The organism is Nostoc sp. (assembly GCF_036916575.1).
Lineage (GTDB): Bacteria > Cyanobacteriota > Cyanobacteriia > Cyanobacteriales > Nostocaceae > Nostoc.
Genome location: NZ_JBALGC010000004.1, coordinates 397,492 through 422,625 on the forward strand (window position 1 = coordinate 397,492; position 25,134 = coordinate 422,625).

Genomic DNA, 25,134 nt, shown 5'->3' on the forward strand with positions numbered 1-25,134 from the left:
TGCATAGACAGAGTATATTATCAGCAAGGCATACAATAGACTTCTTGCAAAAGTCAAAAACAGATGTATGTATGCCTTCACGCGATATTTACCACAATCATGTTAAAAATGCCCTCCTCAAGGACAGATGGACAATTACCCACGACCCTCTGAAACTTGAGATGGGCAAAAAAGATTTATATGTTGACCTGGGAGCGGAGCAACTCATCGCTGCTGAAAACGCAGAACGAAAGATAGCAGTCGAAATTAAAAGTTTCGTTGGTCGTTCTGATATCGATGATTTAGAAAAGGCACTGAGGCAGTATATCCTTTATAAGGATATACTTTCAGAACGAGAGCCAGAACGAAGCTAACTTTTAAACCTCATATATTCAGAGGGTTGAAGCCTTTATTTTCTAACATAATGCTATTCATTCCTCTTAGATGTAGTTGTGGTTTTGACATCCATATTTCTAGGTGCAAGATGTGAGGTGAGAGTGATAGAAGAGCGCTATAACAATCCTAAATGATTCATGACAAAACACTATCTTGATTTATTAACGTTAAGTCAAAAATAAAACAAGGTATAACTTGTTCTAATACCTTTGCTTTTGACGGTCTTTGCTGGCGTTGTAGTGGTCACTCAGAGTGAAAGAAACCTTCCTACCCTCTGCCACAATATCAAAGCTCCACCTTGTAAGACTGTACATTAAAGATTTATTGTCCAATTTAAAGAGCTAGTGTCATTAACTCAAATCCTTGCTCAAATAGGGTTTGAGAGGCAGGCATTGATTATTTAAATTGGACATTTTTAATTTTATTGAATTTATTTGATCAGTCTTAAAACAACATACAAAAGCTCTTTCGTAACATTCAATATTCATTATTTTGTGACTTGTATTCCAAAAGGCAAATCTACCAAGTACGATAATGCTTAATGCGACGATAACAGAAGCATGAAAGCGTAAATACAAAACTCCTCATTTCTCCTCAAGAACTCACGTCTCTGTTAGCAGAAAATTCTTCCCAGATTGTTATTATCGATACGCGAAGTCAAGAAGATTATGGTATTCCTCATATTCCTCAATCCATAAATATTAGAGATTTTTTCACCTATCTTTTAAAGAATTCTTACCCAGCAGGATTAAAGAAATTGCAAGAGTATTTTGCACAAATTATCAGCAGGGTAGGAATATCTGGTGCAGAATGGTTGATTGTTTATGAAGATACTTTAAATAAAGGTTATGGTCAATCTTGTCGAGCAGCTTTCTTACTCAAGTATTTGGGTTGCGCTCAGGTATCTATCTTACACGAAGGATATAGAGCATGGCAGACAGCGGGATTATCTACTACCGATGAAGTACCATTACGTGAAAGCAGCACATTTAGATTGCATCCCAACGCTGATATGATGGTGACTACCGCCGAGATGTTGCAAGCAATAGATAATCCAGCAATTATAAAATTAGATGTGCGCGATCGCAACGAATGGCTTGGGCTGAGTTCTTCTCCCTATGCTGCTGATTTTTGTCCTCGCAAAGGTAGAATCCCTAACGCTGTATGGTTAGAATGGCATCGGATGATGACATCTGAACCGGAAATCTCCATGTTCCGCTCAAAAGCGGAAATCTTAGAAATTTGTCAATCTGTATGTATTACTTCCGACTCTATTGTATACGTTTACTGTTTTAAAGGTTCTAGAGCGGCGAATACTCTGATTGCTCTGCAAATGGCAGGAATTGACGCCAGAAATTATTTTGGGTCTTGGAATGAATGGTCTCGCGACTTTTCATTACCCATTGATAGCAGAGTAATGTGAATAAGGCAGGAAGTTGCCATCAGCGTGTAAGCTTCAGATAGTTAACGATCGCACCCTCGTTAATTAAAAGGGCATAGCTACGCTTAAGGCGCAGCCTCTCGCACAGAAGTAGCTTGTCGTACCACTTCTACCTTCTCCTGACGGAGAGGCTGCGCCAACAAAGACGCTAGCGCAAACGTGGAAGCAAGTTAGCAAGAGCGTCTCGTAGAGAAGTGCCGACTACGCCTACGTAACCTATATACCAAGACAAATAATCGTTTTTTGACTGAAATAGACTCTAAGCAATTGCTTTATGTCTATTTAATATAATAATGTAACATCCGCTTGATTTGAAGAAGCTTTTATGCATCGTCAACAAAGTTCTTTCTCAAAATATAAGTAAATTAATGTGTAAAAACTAGTGTATTTTGATAATACTCAAAAAACGCACAAATTCTAACATCATCTGATAAGTTTTGTAGGTACAGCATGGTTTTTCGGCGCTGCTTAGTTGCATCTGGCTTGATAGCTTTCTATGCATTTGGCTGTAGGGGTGGGACAAACTCATCAACAGAAAATACTACACAAGTTGTGCAAGAAAGTAATATAACCCAACTTTTGATAGAAGCGAAGGCTACGCAAAAAGCAAAAGATTTCTTTGATCAAGGCAATCATTTATTAGATGGACAACGTTACGAAGATGCAATAAAAGCATACAATAAAGCGATCGCCATCAAAGTTGAGAATCCTGAAGCTTGGATTAACCGTGGCATAGGCTTAACATCGTTGCAACGCTACAAAGATGCTCTTGCATCTTACGATAGAGCGATCGCTATTAAGCCCGACAAATATGAAGCTTGGTATAATCGTGGCATAGCCTTAACATCTTTGCAACGCTACAAAGAGGCTATTGCATCTTACGACAAAGCGATCGCCATCAAACCCGATAAATATGAAGCCTTAATTAACCGAGGCATTGCTCTGACAAAGCTGCACCATTACCAAGATGCTATTACATCTTATGATAGAGCGATCACCATCAAGCCAGATTTGCACCAAGCATATTACAATAAAGCTTGCTGTTATGCTTTACAGAGCAATATAGAATTAGCAATTGAGAACTTAGACAAAGCAATCGAGCTTGTTCCTGATAAATACAAGAAATTAGCAAAAACTGACCCAGACTTTAGCAAAGTGCGTAATGAAAAGCAGTTTCAGGAATTACTTCAATAGGATTTTGTCACCACCACTCAGTGTAAAATATAAACTTGCTGTGTAGCAATCCTAAATGAGTCGTAAAAATCGCGGTTTACGATTAGACATGAAAAAATTGTTAATCACCGGAGGAAGTGGTTTTTTGGGTTGGCATCTTTGTCAGCTTGCAAAACAAGAATGGGAAGTTTATGGCACTTATTTTTCCCATCCTTTAGAGATTCCTGGCATCAAAATGTTAAAAGTGAACTTAACAGATTTTCAGGAATTGCAGGGCATATTTAGTGATGTCAAACCAACAGCAGTTATTCATACTGCTGCACATTCGCAACCAAATTTTTGTCAAACCCACCCGGAAGAATCGCACGCAATTAATGTCACAGCATCCGGCAATATTGCCGGACTTTGTGCAGATAATTCTATTCCTTGTGCTTTTACCTCAACCGACTTAGTTTTTGATGGCTTAAATGCCCCCTATCGAGAAACAGATTCTGTGTGTCCTGTCAATCTTTATGGTGAGCAAAAAGCCATAGCTGAAGCAGGTATGCTAGAAAGATATCCCATGACAGCGGTGTGTCGAATGCCGTTGATGTTTGGTGCAGTAACACCCACAGCTAAAAGCTTTATTCAGCCATTTATTCAAACTTTACAAGCAGAAAAAGAACTAAGTTTATTTATCGATGAATTTCGCACACCAGTAAGTGGAACAACTGCTGCCAAAGGACTTTTATTAGCATTGGAAAAAGTTAACGGCATCATTCACTTAGGTGGCAAAGAGCGGATTTCGCGTTATGATTTTGGGCAGCTATTAGTTGAAGTATTTCAACTTCCCGCCACTGGACTAAAAGCCTGCCGACAACAAGATGTGAAAATGGCAGCACCCAGACCAGCAGATGTCTCTTTAGATAGTTCCAAAGCTTTTGTATTAGGGTATCAGCCTTTATCTTTACGAAAAGAATTGGAATTAGGAGTTTTAATTCCTAACTCCTAACTCTTCACTTCAGTTTAATAAGCATCCATTGGCAGACAAGAGCAAACAAAATTCCTGTCGCCAAAGGTTGCATCAATGCGACCAACAGCCGGCCATAATTTATACTCACGAGTCCAAGGTGCAGGATAGGCAGCTTGTTCGCGAGAATAAAGATGATGCCATTCTCCGGTGATGAGACTTTCGGCAGTGTGGGGTGCGTTCTTCAAAACATTATCTTGGGCATCCACCTTGCCTAATTCAATCTCAGCAATTTCTTGGCGAATAGAAATCAACGCATCGCAGAAACGGTCTAACTCTTGTTTAGATTCACTTTCTGTAGGTTCTACCATGATTGTACCTGCTACGGGCCAAGAGACAGTCGGCGCATGGAAACCATAATCCATCAGACGCTTGGCAACATCATCAATTTCGATCGCAGCTGATTTTTTGAGCGATCGCAAATCTAAAATACACTCATGGGCAACTAGACCATTTTTCCCTTGATACAAAACCGGATAGTATAATTCCAGTTTTTTCGCAATGTAGTTAGCATTGAGAATCGCCACCTTAGTTGCTTGGGTTAAACCATCTGCACCCATCATGGCGATGTACATCCAAGAAATCACCAGGATACTAGCACTACCCCAAGGGGCAGCAGCAACCGCACCAATTTGTTGGGTACTGGGGATTAGGGATTGGGGATTGGAAATTTCTTCTTTCCTATTCCCTAGTCCCCAGTCCCCAGTCCCTACTACAGGATGTCCGGGGAGAAAAGGCACAAGATGAGAAGCGACGCCAATGGGCCCCATACCAGGGCCACCGCCACCATGAGGAATACAGAAGGTTTTGTGCAGATTCAAGTGACAAACATCCGCACCAATATCTCCAGGACGGCAAATTCCCACTTGGGCGTTCATATTTGCCCCATCCATGTAAACTTGTCCACCGTGACTATGGATAACAGCGCAGATTTCTTGAATTGGCTCTTCAAAGACACCGTGAGTTGAAGGATATGTCACCATTAAAGCGGCTAATTCATTGCTGTGTTTTTTTGCCTTAGCCTTCAGGTCATCAACGTCAATATTACCTTGTGAGTCACAGGTAACTGCCACCACCTTCATCCCGCACATTACAGCACTTGCAGGGTTTGTCCCATGTGCCGAGGTGGGAATCAAACAGACATTGCGGTGTCCTTCTCCACGATTTTCGTGATATTGACGAATTACTAAAAGTCCGGCGTATTCACCTTGAGAACCAGCATTTGGTTGCAGAGAAATTCCGGCAAACCCGGTAATTTCAGCTAACCATGTCTCAAGTTGCTTAAACAGAATTTGATAACCCTGAGTTTGCGACGGAGGGGCAAATGGATGAATCTTGCCAAATTCCTCCCAAGTTACCGGAATCATCTCAGCTGTCGCATTCAACTTCATTGTGCATGACCCTAAAGGAATCATCGATGTTGTTAGCGACAAGTCCTTGCTTTCTAACCTGTGCAGATAGCGCAACAACTCAGTTTCTGAGTGATAGCGGTTAAAAACTGGGTGGGTGAGATATGTACTTGTACGGGAGAAGGATAAATGGGGAAGAGGAGAAGTTAATTCTTCTAGGGTAAAAGGTAAATCATTTGTACCAGCAAAAATCTGCCAGAGGTCGATTAAGTCTTCTGGTGTAGTTGTCTCGTCCAAGGAGATACCGACAGCAGTTGCATCAAAAATCCGCAGGTTAATTTGAAGTTGTTCGGCAGCTGCCAGAATATCTTTTAAATTGTGTGTTCCCAGCTCTACTCGCAGCGTATCAAAGAAAGATTCTGAAACGACCTTGTAACCCAAACGCTTCAGTCCTTGTGCCAGCAATACCGTCAATGAATGGATATTTTCGGCAATTTGCTTTAATCCAGTAGGGCCATGATAGACCGCGTACATACTCGCCATTACCGCCAGTAGCACCTGTGCTGTACAAATATTACTAGTAGCTTTTTCGCGACGGATGTGCTGTTCGCGGGTTTGCAAGGCCAGACGTAATGCAGGCTTACCTTGGGCATCTTTTGATACTCCCACAATTCGCCCTGGAACCAGCCGTTTATACTCTTCCTTCGTAGCAAAGTATGCCGCGTGAGGTCCTCCAAACCCCAACGGAATACCAAAGCGCTGGGTGCTGCCAACAGCAATATCAGCGCCAAATTCCCCAGGAGGGGTCAGCAAAGTTAGACTTAAAGGATCTGCTGCTACCGTCACCAATGCACCCTTAGCATGGGCTTTTTCGATAAAAGCGCGGTAGTCGTAAATGGTGCCATCACTTGCAGGATATTGCAGAACAGCCCCAAAAATTGGTTGATCAAAATTAAACGTGTGATGATCGCCGACAATGATCTTAATTCCTAATGGTTGAGCACGTGTTTGCAATACGTCGATAGTTTGGGGATGGCAGTCATCAGAGACAAAATAGGCATTTGCCTGATTTTTACAAACACCATAGCTCAGATTCATTGCTTCAGCTGCTGCTGTAGCTTCATCGAGTAACGAGGCATTGGCGATTTCCAAACCTGTTAAGTCGATAATCAGGGTTTGGAAATTCAGCAGCGCTTCCAATCGTCCTTGGGCAATTTCTGGCTGATAAGGAGTGTAGGCAGTATACCAACCAGGGTTTTCCAGGATATTGCGCCCAATCACAGGTGGAGTAATACTGTCGTAATATCCCATACCAATGTATGAGCGGAAAACCTGATTTTTGGCAGCAACTTTTTTTAACCATGCCAGTGCTGCGTATTCACTTTCTGCTTCTGGTAACTTTAGCGGTTGCTTCAGCCGAATTGCCTGTGGAACTGTTTGGTCGATTAGGGCATCCAGGCTAGGAAACCCTAAAACCTTAAGCATTTGCTGGATGTCATCAGAGTTAGGGCCAATGTGTCTTGGCGCAAAACTACTCAACTTTTGACCTCTTTCGTCCAGCACTTGCTGCTCATTAGATTTGAGAATAGGGGCGTGTGATACCACAAATTACTCTCCAGATGGTACTATTTCATATTTTGCAATAAATACTCATGAGAAGTAAGTGTAACTTTTCAATTCATCTAAATTTCATGACTTATCTTCGGGCGGAGTGGCAAGAGGCTGGGGAGCAGGGAACAGGGGAGCAGACGGGAACTTGCAGCAAGTCTTTTCCCTGTGCCCCTTTGCCTCTTCCCTAGTCGCCTTCTACCTGAGCGCGATACTCATCAGCTGTCAAGGCATCCTCAACTTCGCCAGGGTCATTAACACGCACTTTCAAAAACCATCCTTCCCCGTAAGGATCATCTGTTACTTGTTCGGGAGAATCAATTAAGACTTCATTCCGTTCTATAACTGTGCCTGTTACTGGTGAATTTAGTTCTTCAACGGCTTTCACTGATTCAATTGTGCCAAAGTTTTCTCCTCTAGTAAGAGCATCGCCAATTTCTGGCAATTCCAAAAAGACGATATCACCCAATTCATGTACGGCAAATTCAGTAATGCCAATGGTGGCAATTTCACCATCTATTCGCACGTATTCATGAGAATCCAGGTATCTGAAATCTTGAGGATATTCAAAAGACATATCACTTCCTCTCCCTTATCAAAAAAATTATTGCCCTAACAGTCATCCAAGCCATATCTGGTAATGAACCTTACTGTAGATTGAGTAACTCACAACACATTATTCCTCAAAAACCTCATCGCTTATCAGTTGGCGACACGATTTTTTGACCGATAAAAGGGACGTTTAACTACAACTGCTGGATAAGCTTTGCCGCGAATTTCGACTTCTAGCTGCTGAGTTACAGTTGCTAATTGGGTGGGAACATAGGCTAAGGCAATGGGATAACCAAGTGTGGGCGACAGAGTGCCACTAGTAACTTCTCCCACAATTTTACCTGTGGATAACACTTGATAGCCGTGACGAGCAATGTTGCGTCCTTGAGTTTGTAAACCTACCAATCGGCGCATCACTCCAGCAGTTTTTTGGTGTGCTAAAACTTCCCGACCAATAAAATCGCCTTTGGTATCTAAGTGAACTAGCCATCCCAATCCTGCTTCTAAGGGTGTAGTGGTGTCATCGATATCTTGTCCGTAAAGTGCCATCGCTGCTTCTAGCCGCAGAGTGTCTCTCGCACCGAGTCCACAGGGGATAACGCCAGCGTTATGGAGAGTTCGCCACAATTCTACTCCGACATCCGGATCTACCATCACCTCAAAGCCATCTTCTCCGGTGTAACCTGTGCGGGCCAGGAAGGCAGGTTTACCTAGTAGCGTTGCTTTTAAATGTCCGAAGGCTTTAATTGATTGTAAGTCTTCTTGCACTAATGGCTGGAGATATTTAATCGCTTTTGGCCCTTGCACGGCGATTAAGGCTTTTTCTGGTGAAAGGTCTTGGAATTGCACTTTATCTAAGTCAAGGTGTTGCAATAGCCATGCTTTATCTTTACTAGAGGTTGCCGCATTGACTATGATGAATGCCCTCTGTGTCCCAGTGGCGTCTTCACCTTGATAATAGACAATGATATCGTCAATAATTCCCGCTTGGGGATTTAACAATACAGTGTATTGTGCTTGACCAGCTTGCAAACGACTCAAGTCTGAAGGCACTAGAGGCTGGAGTTGAGAAATCAGGTTTTTACCTTGGAGGGTAAATTTGCCCATATGGGAAATATCGAACATTCCGGCTGTATTTCTTACAGCCTCGTGTTCGCGGCTAATGCCACTAAATTGCACAGGCATTTCCCAGCCGCCAAAGCTGGTAAGGCGTGCTTTGAGTTCTACACCCAGTTGATATAAAGGGGTTCGCGCCAGAGATTGGGCGTTGTCTTCTTGATTAGCCACAGGTAATTATTATGCGATCGCACCTCAACATCTATCATCCTACGAGATGCTTTGCGGTTTTACAGTCTTGTCTATCGAACTGGGGCATTGGGCATGGGGCATTGGGCATGGTTATTTTCCTTGTCCCCCTTGTCTCCTTGTCCCCTTGTTCTCTTCAGTGAGGTTTAATAGTTAATGGTGGAAGTGTTGAGATTTATTAAGAAGACATTATGAAATATTGGCGACTACTAGCTAGCTTTCTCTTAGCTATGGTTCTTTTTTTGTTTCCCCTATCGGCGCAAGCTGCAAGTTCTTCCAGTATTACCCGTTCTGTGGGTAATGATGAACTTAAGGGCAAGGATTACTCTGGTCAAAGTTTAATTGGCACTGAGTTTACCAATCTCAAATTAGAGAATGCTAATTTTAGCAATGCTGACTTACGTGGTGGCGTGTTTAACGGTACTCTATTGGAGGGAGTAAATCTGCATGGTGCTGATTTTAGTGAAGGCATAGCCTATCTAACAAGGTTTAAGGATGCTGATTTAAGTGATGCTGTGTTAACCGATGCAATGATGCTGCGTTCTACTTTTGATGGCGTGGATATCACAGGTGCTGATTTTACAAATGCAATTTTAGATGGAACGCAAGTGAAAAAACTTTGTGTTAAGGCAAGTGGTGTGAATTCTAAAACTGCTGTGGAGACTCGCAAGTCTTTAGGATGTAAGTAGACTCTCACCCCTTCTTCATTGGTGGATACGAATTACGTAGCTTGCTTCTCGCCTTCTCTACGAGACGCTACGCGAATGGCGAGTATTACGAATTACGAATTACGCACACTGGGTGCTAATACGCCGGGCGCGTAAATAGCGCAAAGTCGAGCCAGTCGCTTGGGCGGGTTTCCCGACTTGGGCGTTAGCGTAGCGGTAGCGACGCAGGAGCGTCACTGGCGTTGAGCGGCGGTTCCCGCTGAACAGTTAGCCCAGCGTAAAGCCTATGGCATAGCTTCTCTTCTCTACCTTGGGCTGCGCTATCGGTTGGCGTAGCCCAAGGTAGGCATCAGTTAGCGCAGCCTCTTCGTTAGCGAAGCGGTAGCGAGGAACGAGCGTCCGCAGGAGCGTCACTTTGCAAGACGAGCAACCATTTAAAATCCCTAAAGAGCTTATTCCATAATACTTTTGAATGAGTGAATGAGTGACTTTTGCCTTGCGCTACTAGTGATATGTTTCTCTTAAAAAGTTTGCATAATTTGCCCGAACCGTCATAGTAGTTGGATGACTTACACCTAAAGTCCGTTCACAAATTGTCAAAGCTTGCTCAAACAAGGGTTTGGCTTTCCTATAGCGTCCTCTATGACGGTAGAGTGCTGCTAGATTGTTCAGACTAATAGCGACATCGGGATGGTTGTCTCCCAGCAGGCGTTTACTCAGTTCTAAAGCTTGCTTATACGAGGGTTCGGCTTCGCTGTAGCGTCCTGTAGATTCGTAGAGTTGTGCTAAATTGTTCAGGCTAGTGGCAACATCAATATGTTCTTCTCCCAGCAGGCGTTTTCTCAGTTCTAAAGCTTGCTTAAACAAGGGTTCGGCTTCGCTGTAGCGTCCTGTATAACAGTACAATGCTGCTAAATTGTTCAGGCTAGTGGCGACATGGGGATGTTCTTTTCCCACTAGGCGTTTCCACAGTTCTAAAGCTTGCTGATACAAAGGTTCGGCTTCCTTGTAGCGTCCTGTAGATTCGTAGAGTAATCCTAAATAGCTCAGGCTAGTGGCAACATCAGTATGTTCTTCTCCTAGCAAGCGTTTTCTCAGTTCTAAAGCTTGCTCAAGCAAAGGTTCAGCTTCCTTGTAGCGTCCTGTAGATTCGTAGAGTAATCCTAAATTGTTTAGGCTAGTGGCGACATCGAGATGGTTGCCTCCCAACAGGCGTTTTCTGAGTTCTAAAACTTGCTGATACAAGGCTTGGGCTTCGCTGTAGCGTCCTGTAGATTCGTAGAGTCCTGCTAATTTGTTCAGACTAGTAACGACATAGGAATGTTCTAAACCAAGACGATTTTGAGTCAGTTCTATACACTGTTGCAACCAAGTTTCTGCTTGCTGATAAAGTCCTTGACTTTGATAAAACCAGGCTAATTTGGTAAACAGAGTGATTAGATTTTCATCGCCTAGATACTGGGATAGGTGGGTTGCAACTTCTATAATGTGCGGGATATGTGGAGTGAGGTTGAAGATATCTTCAGGGTTAGGCTGTTGCGGAATTAGCTTTGCTACCTCTAACATCATCGCTGCAAACTTAGTTTTTGTTTCATCCGCCTCATTTGACTTCTCCAACTTAATTTGGAAAAGTTGCCGAATCAGTGGATTTAGATGATAAATTACTTTACTTTTCTGTTGTAGCAAATGCAATTCCAGTAAATCGGCTATGGCTTCCTTCCAAAGTTTTTGTTTTTTATTATCTTCTATCGTCTCAACAGATAAAGGAATATCAGCTAAGGCACACAAACTTAGCAAACAGCCAAAGCCTTGTGCATTCTCATCCAGCTGTTCCCAACTCAATTCAAAAGCTTCAGACACACCATATTCATAAGGCATTAATGAGTTAGCATTGACTACTGCTTCATATTCCAGTCGCTTTTTCTCTAACTGCTTCAACAGTGTTTCCAAAGACAAATCTGGCATTTTATCCAGATATCGCCCCACTAACTCTAACGCTAAAGGTATATATCCCAAAAATTTACAAATTCTTCTCGCAACCCAAGCTTCTTGTTGCAGTCGTTTCCGAACCACCAGCGATTTTAATAATTTCATCGCCGCCAATGGTTTGAGGACATCCAATTCGCTATTATATTTTGCGCTCAGGTAAGCTTGTAACTTTTCTAGTTTGCCCTGACTGTTGGAAATAGTTAACTCAGGATAATTCTGGGCGAACTTGCCATATACCTCACGCATTAACTTTCTGAAAGCAGTAACATCAACGTTTAATTTCTTGGCAAGTTTAGCTTCACTTTTACCTAAGTTTTCAGTATTAAAATATTTTACAAAAGCTGCCGTTTGCTTTAGAGATAAGCTATGAGTAGCAGCTTCTTTGGCTAAAAAATTAACCCATTGCATAAATGGCTTATGATACTTATTTTTAATTCTACTTTGTCTCCATTTGGAAAGCTCCTCTCTTTGGGTGAAAATACGATTTGCATAGAAACATTTAAAAGCAGTGGTTGCGGTTAAATGTCGTCATTTGAGCCTTTGAACCTCAAGTTTAGAGTTTTGTACTCAAAATGGCTATGCGATGCCTAACGGCAAGCCGCTGCGCGTCTACGCTCCTAAACTTTAAATCACAACTGTTGTGTGGCATCAATTATTGCTTGCAGTTGGGCAAAGATTTTCACAAGCCAAGGGTTATGATGTAGTCTTGGTAGAAAGGTGCGTAGGCGTAGCCCGTCGTAGACATCGCGTAACGAAGGGAGGTGTTCGCGTAGCGTGCCGGAGGCGATCGCTATCGATATGTTTCTCTTAAAAAGATTGCATAATTTCCCCTTACCGTCATTGTATTGGGATGAGCTACACCTAAAGTATGTTCAGAAATTGTCAAAGCTTGCTCGAACAAAGGTTTGGCTTCGCTGTAGCGTCCTGTAAATTTGTAAAGTAATGCGAGATTGTTCAGGCTATTGGCGACATGGTGATGGTTGTCTCCTAGTAAGCGTTTTCTCAATTCTAAAGCTTGCTGATACAGGGGTTCGGCTTCGCTGTAACGTTCTGTTGAACCGTAGAGTAATGCGAGATTGTTTAGGCTAGTGGCGACATCGGGATGATTGTCTCCCAGTAAACGTTTTCTCAATTCTAAAGCTTGCTGATACAGAGGTTCGGCTTCGCTGTAACGTTCTGTATAACGGTAAAGTTCTGCGAGATTATTCAGGCTAGTGGCGACATCGGGATGATTGTCTCCCAGTAAACGTTTTCTCAATTCTAAAGCTTGCTGATATAGGGGTTCGGCTTCGCTGTAACGTTCTGTATAACGGTAGACTTCTGCGAGATTGTTCAGGCTAGTGGCGACATCGGGATGATTGTCTCCCAGTAAGCGTTTTCTCAGTGACAAAGCTTGCTGATACAGGGGTTCGGCTTTGCTGTAACGTCCTGTAGATTCGTAGAGTATTGCGAGATTGTTCAGGCTAATAGCGACATCAGGATGGTTGTCTCCCAGTAAGCGTTTTCTCAGTGACAAAGCTTGCTGATACAGGGGTTCGGCTTCGCTGTAGCGTCCTGTGGAATGATAGAGTGCTGCGAGATTGTTCAGGCTAGTGACGACATCGGGATGATTGTCTCCCAATAAGCGTTTGCTCAATTCCAAAGCTTGCTCAAACAAGGGTTTGGCTTCGCTGTAGCGTCTTGTGGATTTGTAGAGTCCTGCGAGATTATTTAGACTAGTGAGAACATCAGGATGGTTGTCTCCCAGTAAACGTTTAGTCAGTGACAAAGCTTGCTGATACAGAGGCTCAACTTCGCTGTGCCTTCCTGTAGATATGTAGAGTCCTGCGAGATTGTTCAGGCTAGTGACGACATCGGGATGTTCTAAACCAAGACGATTTTCAGCTACCTCAATACATAGTTTGTACCAAGGTTCTGCTTGCTGATAAAGTCCTTGACCGTTATAAAACCAGCCTAAGCCTGTGAAAGGCCAAATTAGATCCTCATCACCGAGATATTGGGATAGATGGGTTGCAATTTCTGCAATGTGGGGGATAGCGGGAGTGAGGTTGAGAATATCTTCAGGGTTAGGCTGTTGAGGAATTTGCTTTGCTACCTCTAACATCATCGCTGCAAAGGCAGTTTTTACCTTATCTGCCTCACTTGACTCATCCAACTTCATTTGGAAAAATTGCCGAATTAGTGGATGTAAGCGATAAATTCCTTGACTTTGCCATTGTATTAAATGCAGTTTCTGCAACTGGGATATAGCTTTTTCCCAGAATTCTTGTTCATCGTCATTTTCTATCGCCTCAACAAATAAGGGAATGTCAGCCAAGGCATACAAACTCAGCCAACAGCCAAAGCTTTGTGCATTCTCATCCAATTGTTCCCAACTCAATGCAAAAGCTTCAGTAACGCCGTATTCATAACACATCAATGGGTTAGCTTTGGCTACTGCTTCATGTTCCAGTCGCTTTTTCTCTAGCTGCTTCAGCAGTGTCTCCAGAGACAAATCTGGCATTGTATCCAGATATCGCCCCACTAACTCTAATGCCAAAGGCAAATATCCCAAGAATTTACAAATTCTTCTGGCAACCCAAGCCTCGCTTTTAAGTCCTTCCCTGTCAACTAGCGATTTTAATAATTTCATCGCCGCCAATGGTTTGAGAACACCCAAGCGTAATTGCGGCAGTATTACATCAAATTCCTGACGCGTTGTCAACAATACTTTAAATCGGGGTGATTCTGGGGGTAGATAAGGCTGAACCTGTGTTTTGTAGTCGTTGACATCATCAAACACCAGCAGTACTTCACCTTCTTGCCAATTTTGCCAGCAGTATCGAAGCCTATCTGCTAATTCCCAATCGTCAGGTAGAATTTTGTTGAATTTTGATTCAAAAAATCTGAGAATCTGAATTCCGACATTTATTCCCTGTGCTGATAACCAGCAAACCCCACCCTGATAATTCTGCAAATACTGTTTGGCGTATTGGGTAGCGAGTTCAGTTTTACCAACTCCACCCATACCTGCCCCAGCTACAATCGCAACTTGCCCAGATGTTTGTAATGAGGAGTACAGGTTTTGTAATTCCGCCTCACGTCCCACAAATTTTTCCAATGGGACACTAGGGGGAATATTTTGATGAATTTCCTTTATTATGGTGTGGGCAGCGTTCGACTGACTTGTACTGAGCATCTCGACTTCTCTACGAGACGCTACGCGTAGCTTGCTTCCCCGTAGGGGTACGCTCGATGGAGCCGTTGCCGTTGGCGCAGCCTCTCCAAGAGTTGTAGCGCTCACGCCGAAGTCTTGCCCGCCATTATATTTTGCGCTAAGGTAAGCCCGTAACTTTTCTAGTTTGCCCCGACTCTTAGAAGTCCCTAACTCAGGACAACTTTGGGCAAACTTGTCATACACCTTAGTCATCAGCTTTTTGAAAACACTAATACCGATATTCAATTCGCTGGCAACTTCCGCTTGACTCTTACCTAAGTTTTCATTCTTCAAACGCTCTACAAAAGCTGCCGTTTGCTCTGGAGATAAGTTATGAGTAGCAGCTTCATTGGCTAGAAAATCAGCCCATTGCATAGACAGTTCGTGAGATTTCTTCTCGATTCTACTTAATTTCTACCCATTTCTAGGGAATCTCCTCTTCTTCTGGCAGAAATACCATTTGTATAGAAAAATTTAGAAGAGGTTTCAGCCGTGAAAACTGCCTTAACAACTCCAGTCAACTCCAATTGGACCACCCAAACTTCGTAATTAATCCCCGCCTCGCCAATATCGGTAGAGAATCTATCTACCTGGATGCGAGATGGATACAGTCCCACTGAAATCATCCTCGCGGCGGCAATTTTAACTTCATTGTCGATTGGGAGAATTGCCAGTGTGATTGTGGCGATTACGGGTTCAGTTAAAACTTTAGTACCTGTAATGGTAAGCCTGACAAGGGAAAAAGAAGTAGTTAGGGCAATGGAATTCACGGCTACACAAACTTTCGTTCGCCTGCGCGGACTAAATAAAAATTGAAGATTTGAAACCTACCTCCGTGGGTTTTACCTGTGTAGATGCAGTTTATAACCGCCTATTTAACTGATGATATCAGAGAATAAAAATACTGTGTAGGCGTAGCCCGTCATAGACATCGCCACTTGAGCGTTTGAACCTCAAGTTTCGAGTTTTGTACTCAAAATGGCTATGCGATCGCTCTATTTTTCACTGTACTTTGGATATAAGGGGGCAACTGCACTTTGTCAATTACCATGAGAATCGAACCGCGAAGGAAGAGACAAGAAGGAGCGATCGCTATTTCAAGTTACAATTTGTAGGCGATCGCTCCTAAAATTTAAACTACAACTGTTGTGTGGCATCAATTATTGGTTGCAGTTGGGTAAAGATTTGTACAAGTGAAGGGTTATGGTGTGATTTTGGGAGGAGGGGTGCGATCGTTAGCGATATGGTTTTCTTAAAAAGATTGCATAATTTCCCCGAACTCTTATCGTATCGGGATGAACTACACCCAAAGTCTGCTCACAAATTGCCAAAGCTTGCTGATACAGGGGTTCGGCTTCGTTATAGCGTCCTATAGAACCGTAGAGTGCTGCGAGATTGTTCAAGATAGTAGCGACATTGGGATGGTTGTCTCCTAGTAAACGTTTTTTCAGTTCCAAAGCTTGCTGATACAGGGGTTCGGCTTCGCTATAGCGTTTTGTAGAAGCGTAGAGTTCTCCGAGATTGTTCAAGCTAGTGGCAACATCGGGATGGTTGTCTCCCAGTAAGCATTTTCTCAGTGACAAAGCTTGCTGATACAGGGGTTCGGCTTCGCTATAGCGTCCTGTAGATTTGTAAAGTCCTGCAATATTGTCCAGGCTATTGGCGACATGGGGATGGTTGTCTCCCAGTAAGCGTTTGTACAGTGACAAAGCTTGCTGATACAAGGGTTCAGCTTCGCTGTAGCGTCCTGTAGAGTCGTAAAGTAATGCGAGATTGTTCAGGTTAGTAGCGACATCGGGATGGTTGTCTCCCAGTAAGCGTTTGTACAGTTCTAAAGCTTGCTGAAACAGGGCTTGGGCTTCGCTGTAGCGTCCTGTAGACTCGTAGAGTAATGCGAGATTATTCAGGCTAGTGGCGACATCGGGATGGTCATCTCCCAGTAAGCGTTTAGTCAGTTCCAAAGCTTGCTGATACAGGGCTTGGGCTTCGCCGTAGCGTCCTGTAGAACGGTAGAGTTCTGCGAGATTGTTCAGGCTAGCCGCGACATCAGGATGTTTTAAACCAAGACGATTTTCAGCTATCTCAATACATAGTTTGTACCAAGGTTTTGCTTGCTGATAAAGTCCTTGACCGTAATAAAACCAGCCTAAACCTCTGAAAGGCCAAATTAAATCCTCGTGGTTAAGATATTGGGATAGATGGGTTGCAACTTCTGCAAGGTGAGGGATAGCGGAAGTGAAATTGAAAATATCTTCACGGTTAGGCTGTGGAGGAATTCGCTTTGCCACGTTTACCATTATCGCTACAAAAGCAGTTTTCACCTTATCCGCCTCACTTGACTCATCCAACTTCATTTGGAAAAATTGCCGAATCAGTGGATGTAGACGATAAATTCCTTTACTTTGTCGTTGTATTAGATGCAGTTTCCACAACTGGGCTATAGCTTTCTCCCAGAGTTCTTGTTCTTCGTCATCTTCTATCGTCTCCACAGAAAAAGGAATATCAGCCAAAGCAAACAAACTCAGCCAACAGCCTAAGCGTTGTGCATTGTCATCCAACTGTTCCCAACTCAATGCAAAAGCTTCAGCCACACCATATTCATAACGCATCAATGAGTTAGCATTAACGACTAGTGCTTCATGTTCCAGTCGCTTTTTTTCTAGCCGCTTCAGCAGTGTCTCTAGAGAAAAATCTGGCATTATATCCAGATATCGCCCCACCAACTCTAATGCCAAAGGCAAATATCCCAAGAATTTACAAATTTTTCTCGCAAACCAAGATTCGCTTTTAAGTCGTTCTCTATCAACCAACAATTTTAATAATTTCATCGCTGCCAATGGTTTGAGAACACCCAAACGTAATTGCGGCAAAGTTCTATCAAACCCCAGGCGCGTTGTCAGCAATACTTTAAACCGGGGTGATTCTGGGGGTAGATAAGGCTGAACCTGTTTTTTGTATTCAGTGACATCATCAAACACCAACAATACTTCACCTTGTTGCCAATTCTGCCAGCAGTATCTCAGCCTATCTGCTAATTTCCAATCGTCCGGTGCAATGAGTTTAAATTTCAGATCAGCAAATATGAGAATCTGGTTTCCGACATCAATTCCCTGTGCAGATAACCAGCAAACCCCGCCTTGATAATTCTGCAAATGCTGTTTGGCGTATTGGGTAGCCAGTTCAGTTTTGCCTACTCCACCCATACCCGCCACAGCTACAATTGCAACTTGCCGAGATGTTTGTAATTCCTGGTGCAGTTCTTCTAATTCCGCCTCACGTCCCACAAATTTTTCAAATGGGACAGCAGGGGGAATATTTTGATGAATTTCTTTAATTGTGGGGCGAACATCTTGCCCGCCATTATATTTCGCTGTGAGGCAAGCCCGTAACTTTTCCAGCTTACCGCGACTATTAAACGTGGCTAATTCAGGACAACTTTTGGCGAAGTTGTCATAAACCTCAGTCATCCGCTTTGCCAAAGCAGACTTAGTAATGTTTAGTTTGTTGGCAAGTTGTATCTTATTCTTCCCTGAATTTTCAGTCTTCAAAGACTCTACAAAAGCTTCCGTTTGCTCTGAGGTTAAGGTATTGATGGCAGCTTCATTGGCTAAAAAATCAGCCCATTGCATAGACAGCTTGTGATATTTATTCTCGATTCTACTTAATTTCTACCTTCTCTCCACTTTGTCTCCATTTCTATGGAATCTCCTCTTCTTCAAGCAGAAATACGATTTGCATAGAAACATTTAGAAGAGGTTCAGCCGTGAAAACTGCTTTAACAACTCCAGTCAACGCTAATCAAACCACCCAAACTTCGCAATTAATCCTCGCCTCGTCAACATTAGTAGAGAATCCATCTACCTGGATGCGAAACGGGGACAGTCCTACTGAAATTATTCTTGCGGCGGCAATTTTAACTTCATTGTCCATTGGCGGAATTGCCTCTGTAATTGTGGCGATTACGGGTTTAGTTAAAACTTTAGTACGCCCGACAAGCGAAAAAACAAAGTAGGGGTACTTGCAAAGGCAAATTCTTCGCTTCGTTGCTATCCCGCCTCGGAATCAATTCCGAGGCGGGATAGCCTAAGTCCGTTCAAACGGACTAAATTTTAGTTAATTTGAGTCAGTTTTAACTAACTTATGGTGTTAGCCTGCGATTTGAATCGCACGCAGGCTGAAGGTATCGCCCGTCACTTGAGACTTTGAGCTTTTGAACTCCAACGTTAAGCCTCTGAACCCGAATGTTGAGCCTCTGAACCTGAATGTTGAGCCTTTGAACCTCGACGTTGAGCCTTTGAGCCTGAACGTTGAGCCTTTTAACCTCAACATTGAGCCTTTGAGCTTGAACGTTGAGCCTTTGAACCTCGACGTTGAGCCTTTTATCCTCGAAGTTGAGCCTTTTATCCTCGAAGTTGCACCTTTTATCCTCGAAGTTGGGATTTGCTACTCAAAACAGCCAGATAAATACTCTATTTCTACTGCCTCCTGCCTCATAATACTAAGGTGACTGATTTAACACCCACTTCAACCACTGCCCAAAGGAACTTATAACATTCAACTTTTGAACTCCAGGCGCACGGGCGGCGGCGAGTCCATCAACGGCGACTAATGCGGCATATTGTAAACCCAAGAAACTATCAACTGCTGCATAAGGGCCACCTAAAGTAATAGCCCCAGCAGCATACATTTGACCTTTATCACTACGCATTTCTACTAATTCAAAATTGTTCGCTACAGCCAATCGCCCCAAATGATTCACTGGGAGGTTGTAATGCTTCACCAAATCTGCTATAAGCGGATTGGCATCTACTTTGGCATCCAGTCCGGTAGCATCAACAATAAAGTCAGCTAGCAATTTCATTTCCCCAAAGCTTTGCTCTCGGATATGGGTAATAGTCCGGTTTTGGGCATCTCGTTCTACATCCAAAACCTCTCCGAAGGTAATTTGATACCAACCTTCGCTGATGCCTTGGGCAGTAATTTGCTGCCAGTCGTGGCGGTTGGCGGTGGTAGTTCCACCCCAGTCTGCTAGTAAACGCTTGCGTTCATCAGGACTAGCTTTTTCTAACATTGCCCGGAGTTCGCCGCCCCAACAAGCTTTTGGCCAGTTAAAGGGTTGAAATTCGTAATGATTTTTGACTAGGCGCTGGGTATTTTGAAATTTGTTGCCTTGGGGTTTAGGCGATCGCATTAAATGCAAAACTGCAATATTCTGATTTCGCTTTCTGGCTTCATAAATCCGTTGAATAATCCGCGAAGCCACAATTCCCCGTCCACGAATCAATACTGTACCACCTCGTTGCTCTAGTTGCTGATAAACATGATCGTGGGCTTCATAAGCATTGACTACAGATTGAAAGTCTTGATATTTTTCCCTATAAGCTTGCAAATCTGGAAGAAACTGAATTGCTGGATACCCAGTAGCTAAATGTAAATAACGACTAACTAAAAAAGCATAATTTCCTGGCCCGCGAGAATAGGCTACGCAATACCTGCCATCATCAGTTTTGCGAATTACCCTAACCCGCCCATAGCGATAAATTTGATTCCAGCCAATGCGCTTGGTCTCCCGGTCTATGGAATCAAAGACGTTACCCGCACGGGGTGTATAAGTTTCTGCAAATGTTGGTTCAGCAAACACTTGCCACAAATACTTGAATGCTGAGTTTATTTGTCCTTTGCTGAAATCGTGCCAAGCTTCACGCAAGGCATAACTAGGCCAGCCCCAAATATTATCAGGACAAGAGTCAGAATTAGAACGCAGTCTTTCATATAAGGGAATTTGCGAATTCAAACAAAGACGCTTGTAACGAGCATAGGGCTGCGCCTCTAATCCCAAAGCCACAATCTTCTCAGCAGGCACACCACTAATTCGCAGCAAATCAGCCCAAAAAAAGCTACCCAGTCCCGCCCCGATCGCTAGATAATCGGATTCATCTACTGGCAATCCCGTAGCATGAAGTGCTTGCACAGCGACATTTTGTGCCTGAAACGTTAATGGCGGGAAATTACTTGCCAAGGGCGTTAGCGGCTGTACAGGCAATCTGGGGTCTGGGAGATTGGTATTTGCGTTGAAGTGAATCGTTGAAGGGGGGCTGGTATCTGCTTCAGAGGCGCTAGCAGCAAATGTCACCATTATCACATAGGGGCCCATTTGCAACGTATCGCCATTAGCTAAGACACTGCGCGTTTGTGGTTGACCGTTGACATACACACCGTTAACGCTACCTTGGTCAATCACCACCAAATGGTTTTGTTCCCAGTCAATTAGGGCATGGTAGCGAGAAACTTCGTTACTGTTAAGCAGCATCCTAGAAACGCGCACTCCCCTGAGTTCAGCAGGTAAGCGAGCGAATTCTCGACCAAAAGCGATCGGCATACTCAACATTGGTTCTCGCCGCTCTCCCGTTGCTGGATCTTCCCAACTCAATTTAATTTGTAAGTCATTAGTCATTGGTCATTAGTCATTAGTCATTGGGCACTTGTACTGAGCGTAGTCATAAAGCCTGCGGCATAGCTACGCTTAGGGCGCAGCCCAAGGTAGAGAAGTATTGGGCAAACAGGGCATGGTTATTCTCCTTGTCCCCCCTGCTCCTCCTGCTTCTCAACTATCCGGTGCTACTAACACACTCACAGCCGCCGCCAAAGATGTCCCACACCAACGACAGCCAATTTGTAGATTTTCTCCTGGGGAAACTTTATGACATTTGGGGCATTCTAAGCCATAAACATCTGACAGTGGTGCGGGAGGTGTCGGTAGATGATGGTGATGTCCTTGTACTGGTGGATGCGGTGGCAGCAAAATTGTTGCTGGAATGCTACCCGTGGAAATGCCAGTAACGTTGAGTTTTATTTGTCCCAAAGAGATACTAGTGCCCTCAGTTAAAGGCATTTCACCTTGGACTAATTGCCGTCCATCGACAATCGGGGGATTTTGCGATCGCAAATTCCTAATATAAAAGCGCTGTTGCTGGTGATGAAAAAAGATTTCAACGTGCAGACCAGAGACAGTGGGGTGACTTAGAACAATGTCGCACCGGAGTGGGTCGCGACCGATGCGGACAGTGCCAGGATTTTGACTTGGCTGTTGTTCGTAAATGTTCTGAGTTCTATTTTGACCTGCATCGTGCCACTCTAAAGTTAGTGCGTTCATTGTTCTAACTTCGTAAATCGTATTTAGCTATTTCAACTTCTTGATGTGCGATTCCTAACACGATTGAGTAGGAGCAAGCAAGTATTTAGAAAAAACTTCAACAAGCTTTATTTCGCCGACGCTAATTTATCAGCAATACGTGTAGTTTCTGGCAGCCGATATTTTGGCGTGCAGCGTAATACATAGTCAATTGCCGTAGGTAAACTAATTCGATGACCACTAGAGATGTACAGAGGTTTTACTCCAGTGCGTGTGCGTAAAACTGCCCCAATGGTTTCACCCTTATATACCAGTGGTTGCCTGCTGCCTTTTGTTTGGGGCAATTCCTCATGCTTGCCTACCAACAACGACTTAGCTACACCAATTGTCGGCATATCTATGAGTAATCCTAAATGGCTAGCTATACCTAATCTGCGGGGATGAGCAATTCCCTGACCATCACACAGGATGATATCTGGTGTTGTTTTAATCTTTTCTAGGGCATCGAGGACGGCTGGAATTTCCCGAAATGAGAGGAACCCAGGAATATAAGGAAAGCTTGTAGGACGGTGTGCTAGGCTCGTCTCAATTACTTGCAAATCAGGAAAACTCAAGACTGCGACAGCTGCACGGCTAATTGTTCCATCAGCTTCAAAACCCATATCCACTCCAGCAACGTACTGGATAGGTTCTTGCAGTTGATCCTCAGTGATTACTTGATCTCCCAACTTTTCTTGAATAACTATGGCTTCTTCCAGCGTTGAGGGCCAAGCATGATCTTGATAAATGTTCATATTAAAAATTGGAATTAAACTGATTAATATTAATCCTGTTAATTTGGCAAACACAAAAATAATAGTTTTTGATGTTGATACAGGGAAAATATATTTTTGTAAAAGTCTGTGAATGACTATCTTTATACTAGATATTTTAGCCCAAGTTAGCTGATATCTTGGATGATAATGTTACTTAAGGCTGTCAAGAGGGAATCCTGAGGATATAAGTTTATTTTTCTAGATTTTCTCTTTTACTGGTTATGACACAGCCGAATATTCTGGAACTTGCAAAACAGGGAGATACCCAGGCGATCGCATCTCTGATGAACCGCCACCTATACCCCAAAGGGATCGCCGCAAAAGTGGCATTCCAAGATGCTTGCTTAGAGGTAATCCTAGAATCTGCCGAAGTACCAAATCAGCAAATTTTAGTTGCATTTATCCGCAAAGGTTTAACGGCTTTAGGGGCTGCATCAGTTGAAATAGTGAAAGTTTATGGACAACAAAGGGGTAAGGAGTTTCCAGCTTGGAGTAAAGAGTTTGATTTGGGTATAGCAGAAGCTGAAATAAAAGTAATAGATAATGAACAGTATTCTAGTAATACTCAATGTTTGACTATCTCTATTAACTTAAGTGGTGATCCTGCACGGGAATTAACAAACCAAGATTTTGAATTGATTGCTAATCAAATAGGCACTGATATTTTATCCTCTTGTACTGACGTTTTTATTCAAAAAGTAAGTATTACTAATGGTAGTTCTGTTGTTACAAAGGAACGTTAGTATTTAAATCATCTCACGCCGAAGTGCAAAAACATTCTACAATCGTAATTTTTTCCAAAATTATAATAAATATATATAACTGAATTTTAAATATAGGGCTATAAAAATTATAAAAATGTTGCTTTTGTCGATGAATGGGGAACCCTAAGATAGAAGATATTATCTCATTTTTCTGATTTATTGGTTATGAAACAGCCGAATATTTTAGAATTAGCTAAACAGGGAGATACACAAGTGTTCGCATCTCTGATGAACTGTTAATAGTGTAATAGATACTGATCCTCTTGATTTTGATAAACTTAGATTTTTAGAGCTTAAAACACTTAGAGAATTAAGAGTTCAAAATAACAAGGAAGCAGCAGACAAGGTAATAACGTCAGAAAAAATTTTCTGGAGCCAGAAAAAACAGCCATTACTTATAGCTGTAATTGTATCTTTTGTTTTTGTTTCACTCACACAAAATGGTTCTATTTTGCACGCTTTATCTATAATTTCATTAATAATAAGCGGTGTTTTTCTCTGTATGGCTTGCATTAAGACTGCTTAGTAAAGAATTGATACTATTTCTCCAAGATGTGATCGCACCTCAAAGCTAAACTATAAAAAGCAGTGCGGTCACTCTGATTTTTATCTATCCTGTGAAATGCGATATTCCGATAGTTTTGATTTGTACCCAATGCTCCTGAGCAAAATCCTGTAGAAGATGTTTGGTTACAAACCAAGAACTTATTCAGAAAGTTTTGGATGATATGCAAATCTTTTACTATTGTCAAATGGCTATTTAAGTTCTTTACCAATCATCAAGAATTTGATTTTCCGAAGTAGTATTAGTATGTACTTTGTTCGGATCTCAAATAGGATTACTATATCCATAATCTATTAAATAATCTGTCTTTCTACACAAGAAGAGATTTTAAAGCTCCATCAAGGTGATGGTCTAGTGCTGATGTACTAAAATTTCAAATGCGGGTTATTTTCAAGGTAGGAGTCCATCAGATCAGACTCAGGAATTAAGCTATCTTCTGGCTCATCGTGAATGATGTTATCCGGAGAATTTTCAGCTTGATCCAAGTTTAAAGAAGATATCATCCAAATATTTCGTTGTTTTGCTTGAATCAGATACGATATCCTCTAAGTTAGAAGACAGTAAATAGACTGTTGAGGCTCTTATCTATCACGCAAAAGCACAATAACATGGCTTTTTCTCAAGAATTTCAGCGCTATCGAAGCGTGCGCTCCCGCGATATACTCGTATGTCTAGTTAGTTCCATCCTCCTACACTCTACTTTACTGATGGGGAGCAAATATTGGTTCACAGCTTTTATGCCTGAGCCTCAGCAAGAGATTCCAATTGAGGTAGTTGAAGTTTATCCTAATGAAACACACATACCCCAAAAAACCCCATTCCGGGCTACTAAAAATTCAATTGCAGGTGGTAAAGCTTTACCGAAAAAACCTGTTTCTGCTGTGAAGTCAACTAATTCAGATGCACATAAAGCCTCTAGCAAGAGTCCTTTTGACTCAACAGCCTTATCTTCAGCAGGGGTATTCCGGCCAGAACCAAGAGAGCAGAAAGCGGAATCACCAAATCTATCTCCTCAACAACCCAAAGTTGAGCCAACAGCGATCGCAAAATCAACTATACCACCAGCACCGAAAGTTGAGCCAACAGCGATCGCAAAATCAACTATACCACCAGCACCGAAAGTTGAGCCAACAGCGATCGCAAAATCAACTATACCACCAGCACCGAAAGTTGAGCCAACAGCGATCGCAAAA

At 42.7% G+C, this 25,134-nt stretch carries 18 protein-coding genes and 2 pseudogenes; 10 read left to right on the plus strand and 10 right to left on the minus strand.

The features are described from left to right. Window positions 1–71 precede the first annotated feature (71 nt). From V7L29_RS02945 to V7L29_RS02960, 4 genes are all read left to right on the plus strand, one after another. Window positions 72–353, plus strand: coding sequence for an element excision factor XisH family protein (locus V7L29_RS02945; protein WP_334734462.1), 282 nt, complete (start codon window positions 72–74; stop codon window positions 351–353). A gap of 608 nt (window positions 354–961) precedes the next feature. Further along, a complete protein-coding gene (locus tag V7L29_RS02950) occupies window positions 962–1,798 on the plus strand; it encodes a sulfurtransferase (RefSeq protein WP_334734487.1) in 837 nt (278 codons plus the stop codon). Window positions 1,799–2,266: 468 nt separating this feature from the next. Further along, a complete protein-coding gene (locus tag V7L29_RS02955) occupies window positions 2,267–3,010 on the plus strand; it encodes a tetratricopeptide repeat protein (protein WP_334734463.1) in 744 nt (247 codons plus the stop codon). A gap of 88 nt (window positions 3,011–3,098) precedes the next feature. Continuing rightward, window positions 3,099–3,980 (plus strand): SDR family oxidoreductase, encoded by an 882-nt coding sequence (locus V7L29_RS02960; RefSeq protein ID WP_334734488.1) that lies wholly within the window; start codon window positions 3,099–3,101, stop codon window positions 3,978–3,980. 14 nt (window positions 3,981–3,994) lie between these two features. Here V7L29_RS02960 and gcvP read toward each other — a convergent pair whose 3' ends face one another. The 3 genes from gcvP to gcvT all read right to left on the minus strand — a co-directional run bounded on the left by gcvP (window position 3,995) and on the right by gcvT (window position 8,794). Continuing rightward, window positions 3,995–6,952: an aminomethyl-transferring glycine dehydrogenase gene (gene gcvP, locus V7L29_RS02965; protein WP_334734464.1), complete on the minus strand. Its 2,958-nt coding sequence runs from the start codon at window positions 6,950–6,952 to the stop codon at window positions 3,995–3,997. A gap of 190 nt (window positions 6,953–7,142) precedes the next feature. After that, on the minus strand, window positions 7,143–7,532 hold the full coding sequence (gene gcvH / locus V7L29_RS02970; protein ID WP_334694023.1) for a glycine cleavage system protein GcvH: 390 nt from the start codon (window positions 7,530–7,532) through the stop codon (window positions 7,143–7,145). A 125-nt stretch (window positions 7,533–7,657) separates the two neighbouring features. Continuing rightward, window positions 7,658–8,794 (minus strand): glycine cleavage system aminomethyltransferase GcvT, encoded by a 1,137-nt coding sequence (gene gcvT, locus V7L29_RS02975; protein ID WP_334694022.1) that lies wholly within the window; start codon window positions 8,792–8,794, stop codon window positions 7,658–7,660. A gap of 209 nt (window positions 8,795–9,003) precedes the next feature. On the opposite strand from gcvT, the gene V7L29_RS02980 reads away from it, so the two are divergent. Then, the gene (locus tag V7L29_RS02980; protein WP_334734465.1) at window positions 9,004–9,501 is read left to right on the plus strand and encodes a pentapeptide repeat-containing protein; all 498 of its coding nucleotides are present in this window, start codon (window positions 9,004–9,006) and stop codon (window positions 9,499–9,501) included. Between the two features lie 483 nt (window positions 9,502–9,984). Here V7L29_RS02980 and V7L29_RS02985 read toward each other — a convergent pair whose 3' ends face one another. The 4 genes from V7L29_RS02985 to V7L29_RS03000 all read right to left on the minus strand — a co-directional run bounded on the left by V7L29_RS02985 (window position 9,985) and on the right by V7L29_RS03000 (window position 18,294). Next, entirely contained in the window at window positions 9,985–11,877 is a 1,893-nt protein-coding gene (locus tag V7L29_RS02985) for a tetratricopeptide repeat protein (protein WP_334734466.1), read from the minus strand. Window positions 11,878–12,259: 382 nt separating this feature from the next. Then, a complete protein-coding gene (locus tag V7L29_RS02990) occupies window positions 12,260–15,040 on the minus strand; it encodes a tetratricopeptide repeat protein (protein WP_334734467.1) in 2,781 nt (926 codons plus the stop codon). A gap of 32 nt (window positions 15,041–15,072) precedes the next feature. Continuing rightward, the gene (locus V7L29_RS02995) at window positions 15,073–15,435 is read right to left on the minus strand and encodes a hypothetical protein (protein ID WP_334734468.1); all 363 of its coding nucleotides are present in this window, start codon (window positions 15,433–15,435) and stop codon (window positions 15,073–15,075) included. 465 nt (window positions 15,436–15,900) lie between these two features. Then, on the minus strand, window positions 15,901–18,294 hold the full coding sequence (locus V7L29_RS03000; protein ID WP_334734469.1) for a tetratricopeptide repeat protein: 2,394 nt from the start codon (window positions 18,292–18,294) through the stop codon (window positions 15,901–15,903). A 134-nt stretch (window positions 18,295–18,428) separates the two neighbouring features. Between V7L29_RS03000 and V7L29_RS03005 the strand changes: the two genes are divergently transcribed. Further along, window positions 18,429–18,677: a hypothetical protein gene (locus V7L29_RS03005; RefSeq protein WP_334734470.1), complete on the plus strand. Its 249-nt coding sequence runs from the start codon at window positions 18,429–18,431 to the stop codon at window positions 18,675–18,677. A 198-nt stretch (window positions 18,678–18,875) separates the two neighbouring features. After that, window positions 18,876–19,172 (plus strand): hypothetical protein, encoded by a 297-nt coding sequence (locus tag V7L29_RS03010; protein WP_334694015.1) that lies wholly within the window; start codon window positions 18,876–18,878, stop codon window positions 19,170–19,172. Here the strand turns inward: V7L29_RS03010 and V7L29_RS03015 are convergent. From V7L29_RS03015 to nfi, 3 genes are all read right to left on the minus strand, one after another. Continuing rightward, entirely contained in the window at window positions 19,164–21,119 is a 1,956-nt protein-coding gene (locus tag V7L29_RS03015; RefSeq protein ID WP_334734471.1) for an FHA domain-containing protein, read from the minus strand. The two genes, V7L29_RS03010 and V7L29_RS03015, sit on opposite strands and share 9 nt — an antisense overlap. A 150-nt stretch (window positions 21,120–21,269) precedes the next feature. Continuing rightward, a complete protein-coding gene (locus V7L29_RS03020) occupies window positions 21,270–21,818 on the minus strand; it encodes an FHA domain-containing protein (protein ID WP_334694013.1) in 549 nt (182 codons plus the stop codon). Between the two features lie 107 nt (window positions 21,819–21,925). Then, entirely contained in the window at window positions 21,926–22,591 is a 666-nt protein-coding gene (gene nfi, locus V7L29_RS03025; RefSeq protein ID WP_334734472.1) for a deoxyribonuclease V, read from the minus strand. A 242-nt stretch (window positions 22,592–22,833) separates the two neighbouring features. Between nfi and V7L29_RS03030 the strand changes: the two genes are divergently transcribed. The 3 genes and pseudogenes from V7L29_RS03030 to V7L29_RS03040 all read left to right on the plus strand — a co-directional run. Continuing rightward, complete coding sequence (locus V7L29_RS03030; protein WP_334734473.1) at window positions 22,834–23,355, plus strand: hypothetical protein; 522 nt, start codon at window positions 22,834–22,836, stop codon at window positions 23,353–23,355. A 666-nt stretch (window positions 23,356–24,021) separates the two neighbouring features. Then, window positions 24,022–24,180, plus strand: a pseudogene (locus tag V7L29_RS03035) (IS630 family transposase); the annotation flags it as partial. Window positions 24,181–24,678: 498 nt separating this feature from the next. After that, window positions 24,679–25,134 (plus strand): annotated as a pseudogene (locus V7L29_RS03040) (hypothetical protein); the annotation flags it as partial.